The organism is Legionella waltersii, assembly GCF_001468085.1.
In the GTDB taxonomy this organism is placed as follows: domain Bacteria; phylum Pseudomonadota; class Gammaproteobacteria; order Legionellales; family Legionellaceae; genus Legionella; species Legionella waltersii.
The window spans coordinates 214,058-231,072 of record NZ_LNZB01000051.1 but is presented as its reverse complement, the minus strand read 5'-3'; the positions used below and the strand labels follow the sequence as shown (position 1 = coordinate 231,072).

Here is a 17,015-nt window from a genome sequence, read left to right as displayed (position 1 = left end):
GGCTTTTTTATTTAGGGAGACAGTATGTTAAATAGGAAATCAACCATTTTACTCAGTTTGATAGCAAGTAATCTAGGATTTGCCGGAACCATGGGGCCAGTATGTACCCCAGGCAGTGTAACAGTTCCTTGTGAAGCAAAAATGTGGGATTTAGGGGTTCAGGGGCTTTACTTGCAACGAGTAACTACCGCCGCACAATCCTACCGCTTACTAGAAAACTCAACCAATGGAGTGCATGATGCACTAGAAGATTGGGATTGGGCATATCGTTTGGAAGGCTCTTATCATTTTAATACAGGGAATGACATAACCATAAATTGGACTCATTTTGATGATTACATAGGTCGAGGATATTTTAGTGGTGTTTATCCTGCCATTAATGGAGCTAATCAACCCTTTACAGAAATTAATACCAGTAATTTCGACCAAGTTAATTTGGTCATGGGGCAACACGCGGATTTCGGTCGCGTAAAAAAGATGCGCTTCTACGCAGGCGTACAATACGCTTCAATAGAAATTAACGTAAATGACTCTTTTGCAAACACCTTGGTTGTTCCATTTCCACCTCCAGTGGGTAACCAATCCGTATCAGGACAACGATTTGATAACACCGACTTTAAGGGCATTGGTCCAGTTTTGGGATTGGATTACTCTTATGATCTGAGTAGTAGTTGGAGTCTTACCGCTAATGCAGCGGCTTCCATCCTCCTTGGGCACTCAAGATACAACATAGGAAATTTGGCCACCCTCCCTGGCTCATCGCCTTTTGTGATAGCAGGTGTATACGGTTCTAAAAGCAGCATTGTTCCTAGTCTAGAAACAAAGCTCGGTGTAAATTATGCTTATCCTTTGTCGCAGGGGGTTCTAAACGTACAAGGTGGTTATGAGGCAATGAACTACTTTAATGCTGTTCAAGGCCAATATAGACAAGTAGTTGGTGGAGTTCGAAGTGGAGATTATGGACTGTATGGACCTTACTTTGGTATTAACTACGTAGGAAACGTCTAACAACAAAATGAATGGTTCGGTAAGTGCTGTAAACACTTACTGCACACTAAACCACAGTCCAAGGCTGGCGGTTAACAAGTAACTGCCAGCATTAGTAGGTCAGCAAACCGAATTTAAAAGAGATAATAAAGTACCTCAAAGCACTATAGCCAGCTCACAAATCCCAAGCTATAATCCTCAAGCTTAGTTGTGGAAGTAAAAATAATAATCAGGAGTACCCCGCATGAAGTTAAATAAAATTCTATTGGCTCTAGCCTGTATCTCAACGCCATTGTATGCGGACCAAGATCAAGACTTAAAACAAGAAATTCGTCTACTAAAGCGTCAAGCAGAAGACCTACAAACTCAGCTTGACCGATTGCAAAGACAATTAGCTTCACACCAGACAGCAATTGAGTCACATAAACATCAAGTTATTGCTAAAAAATCCGTGAAGCCTGAAACGACTCCAGAGGTTAAACAAGCACCCGTTAAAAAAGAAAAATACCATGAGTCACATGTCACAGTGCATTCCATTGATGCTCATCCAGAGTCATTTAGTTTCTACCCGACGGCATTAGTGGCAGATAATCGTGTTGTCACTTATATTGCTGGGACTCCTGTGGTTAGTTCGCCCTATCTGGGTGATAGACCGGCGTTTGATGGTTCTGATTACATAGTCAATATCTCAAGTATTAACCGAGATATTCGCTTGATGCAGCAGAGACGAGCCCTATACCGTGCTTATCAGAAAATAGGGTATCCAGTGCCACAGATGCCAATTATTTCGATAAGTGGTAAAACTGAACCAGTTGCTACAATAAACAACCCATTCCACTCCAAAGGAGATGATGGTGATGTAACACTGGGCTCAAGTGAGTTAGACATAGCCGCAGCACTGAACCAAAATGTAGAGGCCTATATCGCTATCGCTTATGACGAAAGTCCCCCTGCTGCTGGACCACGAGTCGCTAACTCAGCCTTTAATTTAAATTTAGGCTTTGTAAATATCGGTAATTTGGATAGAACGCCTTGGTATTTCACCGCTGGCCAAGTTTATGCCCCATTCGGACGCTACTCTAGCTCGATGATTAGCGCTCCTTTGCCTTTAGTGTTAGCCAGAACTAAAACAAGGCCTGTGATTTTCGGTTATAAATCTCAGGAAGACACTGGGCCATTTGCAGCTGTATATGGGTATAAAAGCGACACCACTTTCGGAAAATCTGGGGTTGGAGGTGTTAATTTAGGATATATTTACGGATTTGGTGAAGTCAACGGAGAAATTGGCGCAAGCTACATTAGCTCCATTGACGATGCTGGTGGCATGCAAAGCACGGGTTCAGCTGTAGGCACAACGTTTGGTGGATTTGGATCCATTACTAATGGTAACGAAAACGTTCGAAAAACTCAGGCTGTCGATGTTCATGCCAACTTGGGCTATGACCGCTACAATTTAACCGCAGAATGGGTCGGTACTACACAGGCTTTTAGGGTGCAAGATTTGAGTTTTAACGGGAGAGGAGCAAAACCTCAAGCGTTACAAACGGAAGCGGGTGTCACTTTTATTGCTTTCAATCGACCGGCATCCCTAGGCGTTGGATATCAATGGTCTAAAGATGCTCTAGCACTTAACCTCCCCAAACAAAGGTACTTAGGTGTATTTAACATATCAATATGGAAAGACACCGTTGAAAGCTTAGAGTATAGGCATGATATAGATTATGGACTCACACAATTTGCGAATGGTGCTGCTCCAGTGGGTGCAGTGAATATGCCAACATTAGGTACAGGTCAAAGTGCTGATACTGTATCTGCACAGATTGGCGTGTATTTCTAAAAGAAAAATGAGGATTTAACGTGTCAATTAAATCAGATAGATGGATAGAGAAAATGGCGGTAGAACATGGGATGATCTCGCCATTTCAACCAGGTCAAGTTCGTGAGAACGAAAACGGTCGGATCATTTCTTATGGAGTCTCTAGCTACGGGTATGACGTTCGATGTTCAAATGAATTTAAAATATTTACAAACATAAATTCAGCGATTGTTGATCCAAAAGCGTTTGACGAGAATAGCTTTGTAGATGTTCAATCCGATGTTTGTATCATACCCCCGAATTCTTTTGCACTTGCAAGAACGGTGGAATACTTCCGTATTCCTCGCAATATACTAACGATTTGCCTTGGTAAATCAACTTACGCTCGATGTGGAATTATAGTCAATGTAACTCCTCTAGAGCCTGAGTGGGAGGGGCATGTTACTTTAGAGTTTTCTAATACAACAACTCTACCCGCTAAAATATATGCCTATGAAGGTGTTGCGCAAATGCTGTTCTTGGAGGCAAGTGAAGTTTGCGCGGTTTCTTACAGAGACCGTGGAGGCAAATACCAGGGCCAAACAGGAGTTACTTTGCCGCGAACCTAGATACATCGAGTAATTACTCGTCTTTAGGTAGAGGGTGTTTCGCGCGAGAAGAATTTACTCGTTCACGAAGCTCTTTGCCTGGCTTGAAGTGGGGGCTGTATTTTGCCTCAGTTACCACTTTTTCACCTGTTTTAGGATTATGAGCATTACGTGGTGGTCGGTAGTGCAGTGAAAAACTACCAAAGCCACGAATTTCAATTCGTTGCTGATTAATCAGTGCGTCGCTCATAAGCTCTAACATTTTATTGATGCAATCTGCCACTTGCTTTTCAGTAAGATGCGTCATTCGAGCAGCGATCTGTTCAATGAGTTCGGATTTAATCATATACCCACCTCGATTATTCGCTTGTTCTAATGTCTGCTACCAAGACACATCAGGCGCTGACAATTACCCTTTTGATTTTATAAGTATAGATCGGGTAAAAAATTATTCAATGTTTTCATACAAGTTAGTATAAATTACTTAGGGCCTATGATGAATATAGGCATTTACAACTCCCCAACTCATTTCTACACAAGTGGCATTAACCATGGTGAAAACCCCAGATTTTAGGGGCTTTGTCGTAGTAATGACAGTGTTAATTGAGCTGGTGCTTTCTAGGCGTTTAATTAAGGAGTTCCAAGAGTTACCGATCAAGGTACTTGCATTTATAAAAACCAAGGTTGCATCAGATATATTAATGTCTAAAAAATTCCCTTGTATAAAGGATATTTTATCCTGAATGCACTGGTATCCATCAATAACCTCTAGCTTAGCAGTCCTATCCCAAGAGGCTTCATGAAGCAATGGAAAGAGTTCAATACCTACGGCTCTTTTAATAGGAAAAACCATTGCACATGCAATAACGGCTTTACCAGTTCCTGAACCCAAATCATAGAAGACAGTATCGGTATTAGGTTTAACCAAAGACAATAAAGAAATAAAAGGCAAAAACTCAATTTCTCCATAGATGTAGTCAATGGCATTACAATTCTGTTTAGAGATCTGAGACAACTGAAATCCATTGACTTCACTAAAGATAGATTCAAAAATAGGTGCGTGTTTATCCAGTTGAAGTTTTGATTTCCATCGGCTTATACGATGTCTATTTTTAATAGGAACACTATAAATTGCAATAAAGCCAAAACTAATTACAAGAATTAATGCAATTAATGTGTTAAATGTCAAAGGTAGTGTCAGTTTATCCTTCCTCAAAAATAGGCTCGTCTAGAATTTTAGCTTTTTCATCTTGAGTCAATTTAGGCCAAGCACGTAATAATACTTTACCAGCTTGTCTTTCATGCATCACCTGCTGATGAGCTTCCCATGGTAATTCATCATTTAGATAAAGAGAATAAAAGAAAGCAGATAGAATGGTGGTACACACCAGCAATAGTCCCAATTTAAGCTTAAAGGTTCTAAGAATTTTTGTACTCTTATAGACGGCATCGCTTGCAACCCGATCAACATGATCGCAACTTTCCGAAGCAATCCGATGAAATTGGTGGGCGTCATACTTCGACAATTGAGCATTCATAGAATGCAGAGTATCACTGCTGTGTTTATCAATTTTAACCAAACATTCCTCAGTTAAATGACTGATCTGTGCTTGGTGTTGTTGGGCTATTGTTGTTAATTGTTGGCACGTTTTTTCTATACCTCGCAGGTGAGCCTCGCCCTGTGATAAAGCGGCTTCGGTAGTCTTCTTAAATTGAACGAGATTCGCTTGTGACAAATTAGTTTGAATGGATGAGAGTTCCCTTTTTATCGATTGAAATTGTGACTCTAATCGAATCGCGTGTTGCTCGATATTTTGCTTCCAGTCTATCATTTTGGCTTCAACTAATTCAAAATAAGCGATGAATTCACTGGAGTGCCTGAGTAATTCTTTGATGCGAGCCAACTCATCTTCTTGATAGTCTTCCATGATCGCTCCAAAAGAAGTCTGTTCAATTAGCCTAACAGTTTATTTGATTATCGGCAATTTTTGCACGCATGCTAAGGAGATACGCAAGGAATTATTGAACAAAATTGACATTAACTATAAATTTGGCACTGAACATGCTTGTAAACATTGGCTTATGCTATAATTGAAAAAACTATGCTTGCTTTAAGTTCAATATGGCCTTATAGTTTTCTGGAAAGAGTACATGCAAGCAACAATTTGTAAAAAATTGGTTAATATTTCCTTAATCTGAATTAGGTAGAATTAAAATATAAACTGGGGTAGGAGAAAGAAATGCCGAGGACTGGTTTTTTTACAGTTGAGAGCACGAATAGAGCAGAAACCAAGCCTACTCATATCAATGTGGGTGGTGGGCAATATCAAGCCCTTGCAGTCGCTTTACTTGATTATTTTAAAAGAACTTCCCGAGTAAATGACGATACTCTAAAAAAAATTCTAGAACGCTTTTACTATCATTTTCCCAAGTTCATTAGCACCCAGCCTTATTTAACAGCGACTGAGCGCATGAACATGTTGGTAAATGGCAATCGAAAATCAGAAATAGTTGAGTGTATGGCCTACGTTTTGCAGCAAATGATGATTGATGAAATTTATGCAAATCCACTGCGATACAAAGAAGTGTTTGCTGATTTGCCTCCTACCACAACGCAAGCTAGTTTACGTCAGCCAAATGTGGGTATTCCAGTCAGTGCACTAGAGGCCTTTACCAAGGTTACTGGAATTAATCTGACTTTATCGATTGTAGAGCATGAAAAAGAGCTAAGAAAACGAGTTACATTTGTTGGTAATCCCAATAATCCACATTCAGGAATTGTCATTCAGTCAAATCAAGGGAGGTATCATCCCTCCGTTAAAAGTAAATCAGACTTTATGTACGTTGGGCAACTAGCAATAAGTCCTGCGAAACCAGTGGAGAAACCTTGCCCTGAAGGGCTTACCATTTCAGAAATGGTCAGTGTAATCCAAGAAGACAATAAGCGCTTGCGTCAAATGCATAACAAGTGGCAACAAAATTTACTGAACATGCTTGAATTAAACGAAATCACTTATGATGATTTACTGACTATGTATACAAATAATCTGCCTAGCGGTCAAAATATGGCAGTTAGTCCTGGGCAGACCTTTGCCAGAATCATGCAGTCTGAGAGCGAAGTGCTCGATGTGAGTGATTCTGTTGACCAGTCAGTGAAAGCGAAATCATTAACTTCTGCTTTAGCGCAATGGATCAGTTTGGGTTATGTCTCACCCGATGATCTCTTTGAGCAAGTTGAAAATAGACCTCCTGCGAAATCTATAACTGCTTAAATCAATTACATCAATAGAACTTATCCGCTCCCTGATGTCTGAGGGATCGACTCATTTTTTAAAATGGGGCATTTATACCAAAGGTCGGGTGTTTCGCCTAATGGTGCTGCCTCAAGCAGCGTCATTAGGTTCTTCTATACGGCCAACATCGCTCCGCTTGCTGACGCGCGCGGCTCGGTTCCTTCTTTGCTGTCTGAATCAAATCCTAGTCACAGCGGGGAAGGAACCGAGTCGCGCGCGTCAGCAAGCGGATACGAAACTATCCGTTTTAACGAATGACCCTGCTTATGGCAGCACCATTTGGCGAAGCGCCGGACCTACGCTTACTAACCATCATAGAAGAGATTAGTTGAGGCAATATAATTTGAGTCGATTCCTCAGCCCTGACGGTCTCGGCTCGGTTTGCTTCCATACGGATCCGAGGCGCGACCGTCAGGGAGCGGATAATAAACAAGGCCTTAAACTATAAAAAACCTTCTTGTTTCATCCATTCATCATGAGGAAATTTGGACATGTAATTACGAATTGAGTCAGGTAAAATAACCAGGCATTTTTGCCCCTTTTTTAACGATTTGGCCGCTTGTAATGCAGCACACATCGCTGATCCACTGGAGCCTCCAACCAATAAACCCTCGTAACGCATAAGCTCACGAGCGAGCCTGAAAGAATCTGCGTCATTGGTTTTTACGTAGGCGTCAATTAAGTGATTATCCAGCACTTCGGGGAAAAAATCATAGCCAATCCCTTCAACCAAATAAGGCTTTACTTCAGTCCCACCACCCAGAATAGAACCCTCAGGATCAGCGCCTATGATTTTAATGGACGGGTTGAATTCTTTTAAGCGACGAGCTGTACCTGTAATGGTGCCTCCTGTACCAACTCCTGCGACGACCATATGTAGATCTTTACCAAAATCATCGATGATTTCCTGGGCTGTACCGTAATAATGGGCATTTGGATTATTCGGATTTGCGTATTGATCAAGAATATGGGAGTTGGGTATCTCTGCTTGTAAGCGCTTTGCTAAAGAAATATGGCTCTCTGGATCATGAGATGCCGCTTCCGTTGGTGTTCTATAAATTGTTGCCCCTAAACGTTCAAGCACTGATTGCTTCTCCTGACTCATTTTTTCAGGCATGGTGATAATGACTTTATATCCTAACACTGCACCTGCTAGAGCAATTCCAATGCCTGTGTTTCCAGAAGTAGGCTCAATCAAGGTATCGCCAGGTTTAATTCTACCTTCCAACTCCGCTTTCATAACCATTTCATAGCCAATTCGATCCTTAATCGAGCCCCCTGGATTAAAAAACTCGCATTTTACGTAGAGTTCACACTCCAGGTCTTTACCAATACGGTTTATCTTTACCACTGGGGTGTGGCCAATCGTGCTTAAGATATTAGGGTATATCATTTGCTTCCTTAGTTTATTCTCTAATCATTCATTATTGTCTGATACCTATAAAAGGGATTAGTCAGTTACCGTTAAATCAAATGATGCTGGTTCGGTATTGCTCCCTCTAATAAATGCTGTCTCTTTACTGTGCGTCAAACCCTCTGTGGCATGTATAACAACAACGCAAGTGTCTCCAGGTAGCAATTCTGCACAAAAGGAATCTTCTACAACATTATCCCACCCCGCTGGTGGGTAAGCATGAATGTCATAGGCAGTAGCTCCCTGGGTAGAGGTATTTTTAATGGTAATGGTTCCAAAATTTCCATCCGAAATACTTAATGAAATACTGCATGTTGCAAGGCGACTGCTACAAGCAATAAACTGCCCTAAAGAGCTTGCAGACTGTTGCGAAGTAAACGTGGCGCTGATCGTCGCGGTATTATTCGAATTAGCCGGTGATTTTGCATAGGTGCAAGATAAAAAAACGATTGAAAAAAATAATGCTAGGCGCTTAAAGGTTTTTAGAGTACACATTGTTCCATCCTTAGTTTTAATATGCTTGAAACGAAGCCGATACGACCATTATTCAACCATTTGATTTGACTTTAACAATATATGGCAACAATATCTAGAACCAACTTAGTTGTCAAATAGGTAGATTGGTCCTTGCATAGGTATGAAAATTCATGTAAAAAATGCAAAAAAAGGAATTTTGAGGAGTTATACAATCAATGAAGTCTATCATTTTTCATGCAATTAAACCGCTAATGGTTTTATGTTTTATAGCATCAATAAGTGCTTGTGCTTCGACACAAACCAAACCAGAAAGCCCAGGTGGAACAGGCACTCCAGGTACTTCTAGTGGTGCCCAGACTCCTGCACAAGCAAATATTGTAGCTGTTGGTGAGGCTGGTGGAGCTGTCGTGCCTAGGGCAATTATAGACATTATTTCCTGTTGAATGTAAAAAATCACCAACAAGTTAAAAAGGAAGTTCCAATGAATAAACTAGTTGTTTTCTGCATGACTTTAATGTGTTCTTCAATCGCTTTTTCAAAAGCCCAATTGAATACAATGAGCGAAGAAAATAGTAATAAAGCTGTTTTACAACAAATGGCTCAAAACTATTTAAAACCTAGGGGAATACTCGCTACTTCTTATGATGAATTTAAGTTTAACTCTCAGCAGGGTACCCTTTTTTATAATTATTCGGGTAACACCAATTTCACGGCAGTTGGAGGAGACCTTTTGCCGTGGAGACAGTTTTATTGGGGAGTTAATGGATACAATATAACGACCGACATGAATTCCTCTCAAAACTTAAACAATTCCTTGACCCTCAGTCACTCTGACATTGAAGACACTGGCATCTATGCTCATGTCATGAAAGACATTGTGTTTCCATTTTATATCGACGTATTTGCTTCTTATGCCCGGGATCGTTATAAAACAACCAATACAGTGCTAACCAATGGCCAAGCGAGCACTGGATTTACAAAATACTATGGCAATGACAAATCAATAGGTGTTCGCACCTTTTTTGGCTATCCATTTAAAAAGTTTTTGCTCCAAGGTAATCTGACGTATTTTCACAGCGAGTTTTATCAACCTACGTACATCATACCATCCCCAGCACAAAATTTGATTGTACCTGAACTAGTTACCAAACTCGGAACAACTCTTGAAAATGCACGCTTGTATTATCAAGTGAATGATCATTTCTCTCCTTTTATTACCGGAGGGTTGATTCAATTACTCTCACGTTCATTCAACCGGCCTTTGATCGCTATGAATACTGCACCGGTTGCTGTTCAACCCCAGATATTATTGGCTAAAACCGGATTTAATGTGGGTGCAGGGCTGGATTATCAATATAAAACGGTGCGAGTGACACCCATGTACGTGTATTCAGAACGAGGATCCACGTTTAAGGATAACTACGTTGGAGTAACGGTTGAACTAACAGGCTTGGCATAATTCGCACCAGGGCCTATGCATTTATTACGTTTTACTCTATATTATCTTGGAGTAGTTTTGTTAATCGACTCTAAATTTAATTTTGCAGGAAGCTAAAAATGAAGAATGATAAGATATTGATGTGGGGAGTTGTTGGTGTTTTAGCTCTAGGGCTTTCTGGATGTAATTTAGATGGTTCAAGCCCACAAGAACAAGGTTACTCCTCCCAAGAGTACTCTGTGCAAATGGATCCAAATGCTACGGTGAATACTCCAAAGAAATCATCTGCCGCTGCAGACTCTGTACAAAAATCACCAGGTCCAAAAAGAACAGCTGCACCCCAGCTACCTGTCATTCAATAGGTGATTTAGTCGATGTGCTGCAATGAGCAGGGCAATGAGCAGGGACGGACCCCACTGGGGTCCGTCCCTATGCCTATTAATTGGGCGAAATCATTTCCTCAGGCTTCACGTATTGAGCAAACTGCTCAGCAGTTAAAATGCCTAATTTGACAGCTGCCTCTTGAAGAGAGATATTTTCATGGTGGGCTGTTTTTGCAATTTTAGCCGCCTTATCATAACCAATATGCTGATTTAAGGCCGTAACCAGCATCAATGAATTGTGCAAATAGTAATTGATCACCGGGAGATTAGGCTCAATTCCTTCAGCGCAAAACTCTTGAAAGGATCGACAGCTGTCTGAAATTAGATTTAACGAATGCAGAACATTCATGATAATGACTGGTTTAAACACGTTTAGTTCAAAATTACCTTGGCTGTCAGCTACTCCTACAGCGGTATCATTCCCTAGCACCTGAGCACAAACCATGGTCATTGCTTCGCACTGAGTTGGATTCACTTTGCCTGGCATAATGGATGAACCTGGTTCATTTTCAGGGATCAAGAGTTCACCAATACCACATCGAGGACCTGATGCTAACCAACGCACATCATTAGCAATTTTCATTAAGGCACAAGCTAACGTTTTCATGGCCCCATGTGCAAACACTAAAGGTTCATGAGAAGCCAAAGCCGCGAATTTATTCGGTGCGGTAACGAAAGGAAGTTGAGTGATTTTAGCAATATGCTCAGCGACTTTAACCGCAAATTGTGGGTGGGTATTTAAACCAGTTCCTACTGCAGTGCCTCCTGCTGCTAGTTCGTAGAGCTCAGGTAAAACTTCTTCTAAACGCTTAATGCAGGCATCCAACTGAGCAACATAACCAGAAAACTCTTGGCCTAAAGTAATTGGGACAGCATCTTGTAAGTGAGTTCTTCCAATTTTAATGATGTCTTTAAATGCTTTAGATTTCGCTGCAAACACCTCCCGTAAGCTTTTTACAGCGGGTAATAACTTTTGATTAAAAGCGATAGCAGCTGCTATGTGCATGGCTGTTGGGAAGGTGTCGTTGGATGATTGAGACATATTGACATGATCATTGGGGTGAATAGGTGATTTGCTGCCCATTACTCCACCTGCCAACTCAATAGCACGATTAGAGATCACTTCATTTGCATTCATGTTGGATTGAGTGCCGCTGCCAGTTTGCCAAACATGCAAAGGAAAGTGTTCATCGAGTAATCCTTGGCTGACTTCCTCCGCCGCTTTGACGATCAAATCGGCTTTGTCTTTTGGAAGCTTGCCTAACTCCAAATTCGTTAATGCAGCTGCCTTTTTTAGGATACCAAATGCATGAGTAACTTCTTTTGGCATGATGTCTTGGCCAATATTGAAGTGATGCAGAGAGCGCTCACTTTGGGCCCCCCAGTATTTGTTGGCGGGAACTTCAATTTCACCCATGCTATCGGTTTCTATTCTTGTTTTTGCCATTTTGCTTGCGTTCCTTATAAAAAATAGGTCAAATTTGAATTCTAGCATAGCAGACGCTCAAACGTCATTTTATGGTATTCAATAGAAGGTGAAAGCAGTGCGAGAAGTTAGAATCTATCAAGCCGGTGATTATCAATCAGGCCAAGTGATCGAATTATCCAGTGAGGCCGGACAGCATGTCGCAGTCGTTTTACGAATGCAGCCAGGATCAAAATTGACTTTGTTTTCAGGAAATAATCAAGAATTCGAGGCCGTAATTCAACAGGTGAAAAAGAAACAGGTTTTTGTCACTATAGGGGAGGCTAAAGAGGCAAATAGAGAGTCTCCGCTCCTGATTCACTTGGCACAAGCAATTTCAAAAGGCGATCGAATGGAGATGGTGATGCAAAAAGCGGTGGAGTTAGGGGTTGCCTGTATTACTCCTATAATCACTGAACGATGCCAAGTGAAGCTGGATCATGATAGAATGATGAAAAAAATGCAGCAATGGCAAAACATTATTATCAGTGCGTGTGAACAGTGCGGTAGAAACAGAGTGCCAGAAGTGCAATTTCCAATGAGTCTGGAGCGATTTCTGAAAGAATCCTCAGCGAAGTTAAAATTGGTTTTACATCCTAATGAACGTAAAACGTGGCGGGACTATACGTTCAGTCATCAGGATATTGCTTTGCTGATAGGTCCTGAAGGTGGTTTGAGTGAAGAAGAAGTGAAGCAAGCCAGTGGGCATGGGTTTTTACCTTTATCATTAGGTCCAAGAATTTTAAGAACAGAAACTGCAGCAATTACCGCATTAACTGTGTTGCAAGCTGTAGCGGGTGATTTATAATTAATTGAATTCATTTTTAATAACAGAGGTTAATTCATGAGTGATCATATTAAAACAGTAACGGATGCAAGCTTTGAACAAGACGTTGTTAAATCAACAAAGCCTGTATTAATCGATTTCTGGGCTGAGTGGTGTGGTCCCTGTCGCGCGCTAACACCCATTCTTGAAGAGGTAGCTGCTGCTCATGGTAAGGATATTACGTTTGCAAAAATCAATATTGATGAAAATCCTCAAACTCCATCAAAATTTGGAGTAATGAGTATTCCAACATTGATGATTTTCAAAAATGGGCAAGTGGAGGCCGTAAAAATGGGGCTATTATCAAAATCGCAACTAAGTGCTTTTGTTGAAAGCCATTTGTAATCACAAACAAGGTTCCCAAAAATATCTTTATTTTTTAGTATAAAACTATTGGATCTTGATATAAAGCTGTGGTAGCCTTTTAAAAAATATGTGGTATACTTTAAATCAAGGATACCACATAGGCAGCAGATTCCTTAGCTGCTATTCCCTAACTTAATTTTTCTTCGGATATTCAATTCGTTTAAACAATAAATCAAGTGAGAAGTATGAATCTTAGTGAACTTAAGCAATTACCTATTGCCGATCTCGTTAACATTGCACAAGAGATGGGTGTAGAAAATACCTCCAGAATGCGTAAGCAGGACATCATTTTCGCAATTCTTAAAGCCCATGCCTTAAAGGGTGAAGACATTCATGGCGATGGTGTTTTAGAAGTATTAACTGATGGCTTTGGTTTTCTGCGCTCGGCCGATGGATCTTATTTGGCAGGACCAGACGACATTTACGTTTCACCCAGCCAAATTAGACGCTTTGGGCTTCGTTCTGGTGATACCATTTCTGGGAAAATACGTCCTCCCAAAGACAGTGAGCGTTATTTTGCTCTACTAAAGGTTGATCAGATAAACTACGACACCCCAGACAGTGCTAAGCGTAAGATTTTATTTGAGAACTTAACACCCTTGTTTGCAACAGAGCGCTTGGTGATGGAGCAAGGAAATGGTAGTACGGAAGATTTAACCGCTAGGGTAGTTGATCTTTGTGCTCCATTTGGTCGAGGACAGCGAGGATTGATTGTATCTCCTCCGAAGGCTGGTAAAACCTTAATGCTGCAAAACATAGCCCGCTCTATAGAAAAAAATTATCCTGAGTGTTATCTAATTGTTCTTCTTATTGACGAACGTCCGGAAGAAGTGACCGAGATGCAGCGCTCTGTAAAAGGAGAGGTGGTTGCTAGTACCTTTGATGAACCTGCTAACCGCCATGTTCAAGTTGCTGAAATGGTCATTGAAAAGGCAAAACGTTTAGTAGAGCACAAGCGAGATGTGGTTATTCTATTGGATTCGATCACTCGCTTAGCAAGAGCTTACAACACGGTAGTACCTGCTTCAGGTAAAGTACTCACAGGCGGTGTGGATGCAAATGCTTTGCAAAGACCTAAGAGATTATACGGAGCAGCACGAAATATTGAAGAAGGCGGTAGCCTAACAATTATTGCTACAGCCTTAGTTGATACGGGTTCTAAAATGGATGAGGTTATCTATGAAGAATTCAAGGGTACCGGTAATATGGAAATTCATTTGAGTCGAAATATTGCTGAGCGACGAGTGTTCCCTGCCATTAATATCAATCGTTCTGGAACCCGTCGTGAAGATCTCCTATTAAGTCCTGAAGAATTACAACGTACTTGGATATTACGTAAGATTCTACAGTCTATGGATGAGTGTGATGCCATCGAGTTCTTATTGGAGCGAATGAAAAATCATAAGACCAATGCCGAGTTTTTTGATGCCATGAAAAGGCAAGAGTAATTCATAGATAAAGGATAAACATACGAGCCGCGCGTGTAAGCAAGCTGAAAATAGATACAGAAAACTCCGCTCTCTCACGGTCGCGGCTCGGATCAATAGTAACATCTATAAAAAGCGAGAAGAATTATCGATGAAGTATTCCGATCTCAGAGATTTTATAGACCAATTAGAGTCTCGCAATTTACTCAAGCGAATAGACTACCCAGTATCCCCTTCCCTCGAAATGACAGTTGTAAGCGATAAAGTGCTTCGTTCCGGCGGACCTGCATTACTATTCACAAATACCCCGAATTACGAGATGCCTGTACTAACCAATTTATTTGGTACAGTAGAGCGCGTAGCAATGGGGATGGGTGAGGAATCGATAGCAGCATTGCGAGAAATAGGATTGCTTTTAGCTGCTTTAAAAGAGCCAGAGCCACCGAAAGGAATTAAGGATGCTTTCAGTAAACTACCCTTATTAAAGCAAGCATTAAATATGGCTCCTAAATACGTCAGTGGGGCGGAGTGTCAAACTCATGTTTGGGAGCATGAAGAGGTTGATTTAACGCTTCTTCCCATTCAAACGTGCTGGCCCGGGGATGTTGCCCCTTTAATTACTTGGGGATTAGTGACCACCAAAGGTCCGAATCAAACTCGTGAGAACATGGGAATTTATCGCCAGCAACTCTTAAATAAAAATCAATTGATTATGCGATGGTTATCTCATCGAGGGGGAGCTTTAGATTATCAAGCCTGGCAACAAGCCTATCCAGGTGAACGCTTCCCAATTGCGGTTACTTTGGGTGCAGATCCTGCAACCATCTTAGCAGCCGTTACACCAATACCTGATACTTTATCCGAATATGCTTTTGCAGGCTTATTAAGAGGACAACGAACTCGCCTAACTCAATGTTTAGGAAATGAACTGCATGTACCAGCCAGTGCGGAAATCATTTTAGAGGGCTACTTAGAACCCGGCGTAGAGGCACCTGAAGGGCCTTATGGCGATCACACAGGGTATTACAATGAGGTGCAATCCTTTCCCGTCTTTACTGTCCAACGAATGACTCATCGAGACAAACCAATTTACCACAGTACGTATACTGGTAGACCACCCGATGAGCCAGCGATTTTGGGGCTTGCTTTAAATGAAGTCTTTATACCCTTGTTGCAAAAGCAGTTTCCTGAAATTGTGGATTTTTATTTACCACCTGAGGGATGCTCTTATCGCTTAGCGGTAGTTACTATGAAGAAACAATACCCGGGTCATGCAAAACGGATCATGATGGCTGTTTGGTCTTTCTTGAGACAGTTCATGTACACTAAATTTGTTATCGTTTGCGACGACGATGTGGATGCAAGGAATTGGCAAGATGTGATCTGGGCAATAACCACTCGCATGGATCCGTCACGAGATACTGTCATGGTGGAAAATACCCCCATTGACTATTTAGATTTTGCTTCCCCTGTGTCTGGCTTAGGTTCAAAAATGGGCCTGGATGCAACCAGTAAATGGCCTGGAGAAACGCAAAGAGAATGGGGTCGACCTATTGAAATGGATGAGGAAATCCTTAAAAAAGTGAATGGATATTGGTCCTTGCTAGGATTAGACGCATGAAGGAATTAAAAACTCAGGCAAAAGTGGTTGAAGTGACCCCTTTGACGGATAGTATTTTACAGCTAGTCTTGGATCCTGTTGATTATGTTGACTATCAGGCAGGACAGTATTTGCAGATTCTGTTGAATAACGAGTCGTTGAGCTATTCAATTGCCAATGCTCCTCTGGGATCACATCGCTACGAGTTGCATATTCGCCATAGCGAGACAAATCCGTACAATCAGTTACTGTTTGCTCAAATTAAACAACAGGGCGTGGTGCAACTTAAACTGCCAATAGGCGAATGCAGCATCAATCATTTGCACCCTGAAAAACCCATTTTGTTTATTGCCGGTGGGACTGGCTTTGCCCCAATTAAAGCAATGATCGAGCAACTTTTGGCCAGCTCTGATAAGAGACCTTTTGAATTATTCTGGGGAGCTAGGTCCCAAAGCGATTTATACATGGATGAAAAAGTAAATAATTGGCAATCTCATGTAAGCCATTTTAAGTATTTTACATTGTGTTCTAATCAAGGTGATGATTCATTGGCTTCATTAGTCCTGTCCAGACATAAAGAAGACATTAAAGACTGGCAAATAGTGATCAGTGGTCCTTTTGATATGGTGTATAGTGTTCGTGATGTGCTTGTTGCATCGGGCGTGTCAAAAAAGGACCTTTATTCAGATGCATTTAGCTTTGAAAGCAAAGGGAGTCAATAAATGGAAACGTTGTATCAAATTCTAGGCCTAATTGGCGCAGGGATGATCATTTTTGTCCTCTATCGATTTATCAAAGGTAGTCCTGGTCAATTTAGTAAAGAAAACATGAGCAAAAGCTTCCTGACAATGGGGCTATTAGCAGTTGTATTGATTGCGTTTGTTGCACTATTGATATTAATGGTAAGAACCACATAGCTGTGTCAACGATGTGGGG

The 17,015-nt window shown here is 41.1% G+C and carries 19 protein-coding genes; 13 read left to right on the top strand and 6 right to left on the bottom strand.

Going from position 1 to position 17,015, the window contains the following annotated elements; genetic code table 11:
- Nucleotides 1-24 precede the first annotated feature (24 nt).
- The 3 genes from Lwal_RS10785 to dcd all read left to right on the top strand — a co-directional run bounded on the left by Lwal_RS10785 (nt 25) and on the right by dcd (nt 3,411).
- Nucleotides 25-1,008 carry an Lpg1974 family pore-forming outer membrane protein gene (locus tag Lwal_RS10785; RefSeq protein ID WP_058480803.1) on the top strand — a complete coding sequence of 328 codons (984 nt, stop codon included), beginning with the start codon at nt 25-27 and terminating at the stop codon, nt 1,006-1,008.
- A gap of 223 nt (nt 1,009-1,231) precedes the next feature.
- Nucleotides 1,232-2,824, top strand: coding sequence for an LbtU family siderophore porin (locus tag Lwal_RS10780; protein WP_058480802.1), 1,593 nt, complete (start codon nt 1,232-1,234; stop codon nt 2,822-2,824).
- Between the two features lie 20 nt (nt 2,825-2,844).
- Nucleotides 2,845-3,411: a dCTP deaminase gene (dcd, locus tag Lwal_RS10775; RefSeq protein WP_058480801.1), complete on the top strand. Its 567-nt coding sequence runs from the start codon at nt 2,845-2,847 to the stop codon at nt 3,409-3,411.
- Between the two features lie 13 nt (nt 3,412-3,424).
- Here the strand turns inward: dcd and Lwal_RS10770 are convergent, their stop codons facing one another.
- From Lwal_RS10770 to Lwal_RS10760, 3 genes are all read right to left on the bottom strand, one after another.
- Nucleotides 3,425-3,736 carry an integration host factor subunit beta gene (locus Lwal_RS10770; protein ID WP_058480800.1) on the bottom strand — a complete coding sequence of 104 codons (312 nt, stop codon included), beginning with the start codon at nt 3,734-3,736 and terminating at the stop codon, nt 3,425-3,427.
- A 138-nt stretch (nt 3,737-3,874) separates the two neighbouring features.
- The gene (locus Lwal_RS10765; protein WP_157737801.1) at nt 3,875-4,579 is read right to left on the bottom strand and encodes a class I SAM-dependent methyltransferase; all 705 of its coding nucleotides are present in this window, start codon (nt 4,577-4,579) and stop codon (nt 3,875-3,877) included.
- A 13-nt stretch (nt 4,580-4,592) separates the two neighbouring features.
- Entirely contained in the window at nt 4,593-5,318 is a 726-nt protein-coding gene (locus tag Lwal_RS10760; protein WP_058480798.1) for a hypothetical protein, read from the bottom strand.
- Nucleotides 5,319-5,630: 312 nt separating this feature from the next.
- Between Lwal_RS10760 and Lwal_RS10755 the strand changes: the two genes are divergently transcribed.
- Nucleotides 5,631-6,662 carry a hypothetical protein gene (locus Lwal_RS10755; RefSeq protein WP_058480797.1) on the top strand — a complete coding sequence of 344 codons (1,032 nt, stop codon included), beginning with the start codon at nt 5,631-5,633 and terminating at the stop codon, nt 6,660-6,662.
- Between the two features lie 463 nt (nt 6,663-7,125).
- Here the strand turns inward: Lwal_RS10755 and Lwal_RS10750 are convergent, their stop codons facing one another.
- The gene (locus tag Lwal_RS10750) at nt 7,126-8,076 is read right to left on the bottom strand and encodes a pyridoxal-phosphate dependent enzyme (protein WP_058480796.1); all 951 of its coding nucleotides are present in this window, start codon (nt 8,074-8,076) and stop codon (nt 7,126-7,128) included.
- A 57-nt stretch (nt 8,077-8,133) separates the two neighbouring features.
- Nucleotides 8,134-8,592, bottom strand: a complete 459-nt coding sequence (locus tag Lwal_RS10745; protein ID WP_058480795.1) for a hypothetical protein — start codon at nt 8,590-8,592, stop codon at nt 8,134-8,136.
- A 197-nt stretch (nt 8,593-8,789) separates the two neighbouring features.
- On the opposite strand from Lwal_RS10745, the gene Lwal_RS10740 reads away from it, so the two are divergent.
- The 3 genes from Lwal_RS10740 (at nt 8,790) to Lwal_RS10730 (ending at nt 10,374) form a co-directional block, all read left to right on the top strand.
- A complete protein-coding gene (locus Lwal_RS10740) occupies nt 8,790-9,017 on the top strand; it encodes a hypothetical protein (RefSeq protein ID WP_058480794.1) in 228 nt (75 codons plus the stop codon).
- 38 nt (nt 9,018-9,055) lie between these two features.
- Entirely contained in the window at nt 9,056-10,033 is a 978-nt protein-coding gene (locus Lwal_RS10735; protein WP_058480793.1) for an autotransporter outer membrane beta-barrel domain-containing protein, read from the top strand.
- A gap of 98 nt (nt 10,034-10,131) precedes the next feature.
- Nucleotides 10,132-10,374, top strand: coding sequence for a hypothetical protein (locus tag Lwal_RS10730; RefSeq protein ID WP_058480792.1), 243 nt, complete (start codon nt 10,132-10,134; stop codon nt 10,372-10,374).
- A 76-nt stretch (nt 10,375-10,450) separates the two neighbouring features.
- On the opposite strand, the gene fumC is transcribed toward Lwal_RS10730, so the two are convergent.
- On the bottom strand, nt 10,451-11,842 hold the full coding sequence (gene fumC, locus Lwal_RS10725) for a class II fumarate hydratase (protein WP_058480791.1): 1,392 nt from the start codon (nt 11,840-11,842) through the stop codon (nt 10,451-10,453).
- Nucleotides 11,843-11,939: 97 nt separating this feature from the next.
- On the opposite strand from fumC, the gene Lwal_RS10720 reads away from it, so the two are divergent.
- From Lwal_RS10720 to Lwal_RS10695, 6 genes are all read left to right on the top strand, one after another.
- On the top strand, nt 11,940-12,668 hold the full coding sequence (locus tag Lwal_RS10720; RefSeq protein ID WP_058480790.1) for a 16S rRNA (uracil(1498)-N(3))-methyltransferase: 729 nt from the start codon (nt 11,940-11,942) through the stop codon (nt 12,666-12,668).
- A gap of 36 nt (nt 12,669-12,704) precedes the next feature.
- Nucleotides 12,705-13,031 (top strand): thioredoxin, encoded by a 327-nt coding sequence (trxA, locus tag Lwal_RS10715; RefSeq protein WP_058480789.1) that lies wholly within the window; start codon nt 12,705-12,707, stop codon nt 13,029-13,031.
- A gap of 206 nt (nt 13,032-13,237) precedes the next feature.
- Nucleotides 13,238-14,500: a transcription termination factor Rho gene (gene rho, locus Lwal_RS10710; RefSeq protein WP_011216778.1), complete on the top strand. Its 1,263-nt coding sequence runs from the start codon at nt 13,238-13,240 to the stop codon at nt 14,498-14,500.
- 130 nt (nt 14,501-14,630) lie between these two features.
- Entirely contained in the window at nt 14,631-16,100 is a 1,470-nt protein-coding gene (gene ubiD, locus Lwal_RS10705) for a 4-hydroxy-3-polyprenylbenzoate decarboxylase (RefSeq protein ID WP_058480788.1), read from the top strand.
- A complete protein-coding gene (locus Lwal_RS10700) occupies nt 16,097-16,801 on the top strand; it encodes an NAD(P)H-flavin reductase (protein WP_058480787.1) in 705 nt (234 codons plus the stop codon). The genes ubiD and Lwal_RS10700 overlap by 4 nt, the downstream gene beginning before the upstream one ends.
- The gene (locus Lwal_RS10695; protein ID WP_058480786.1) at nt 16,802-16,996 is read left to right on the top strand and encodes a hypothetical protein; all 195 of its coding nucleotides are present in this window, start codon (nt 16,802-16,804) and stop codon (nt 16,994-16,996) included. It begins immediately after the preceding gene.
- Nucleotides 16,997-17,015 lie beyond the last annotated feature (19 nt).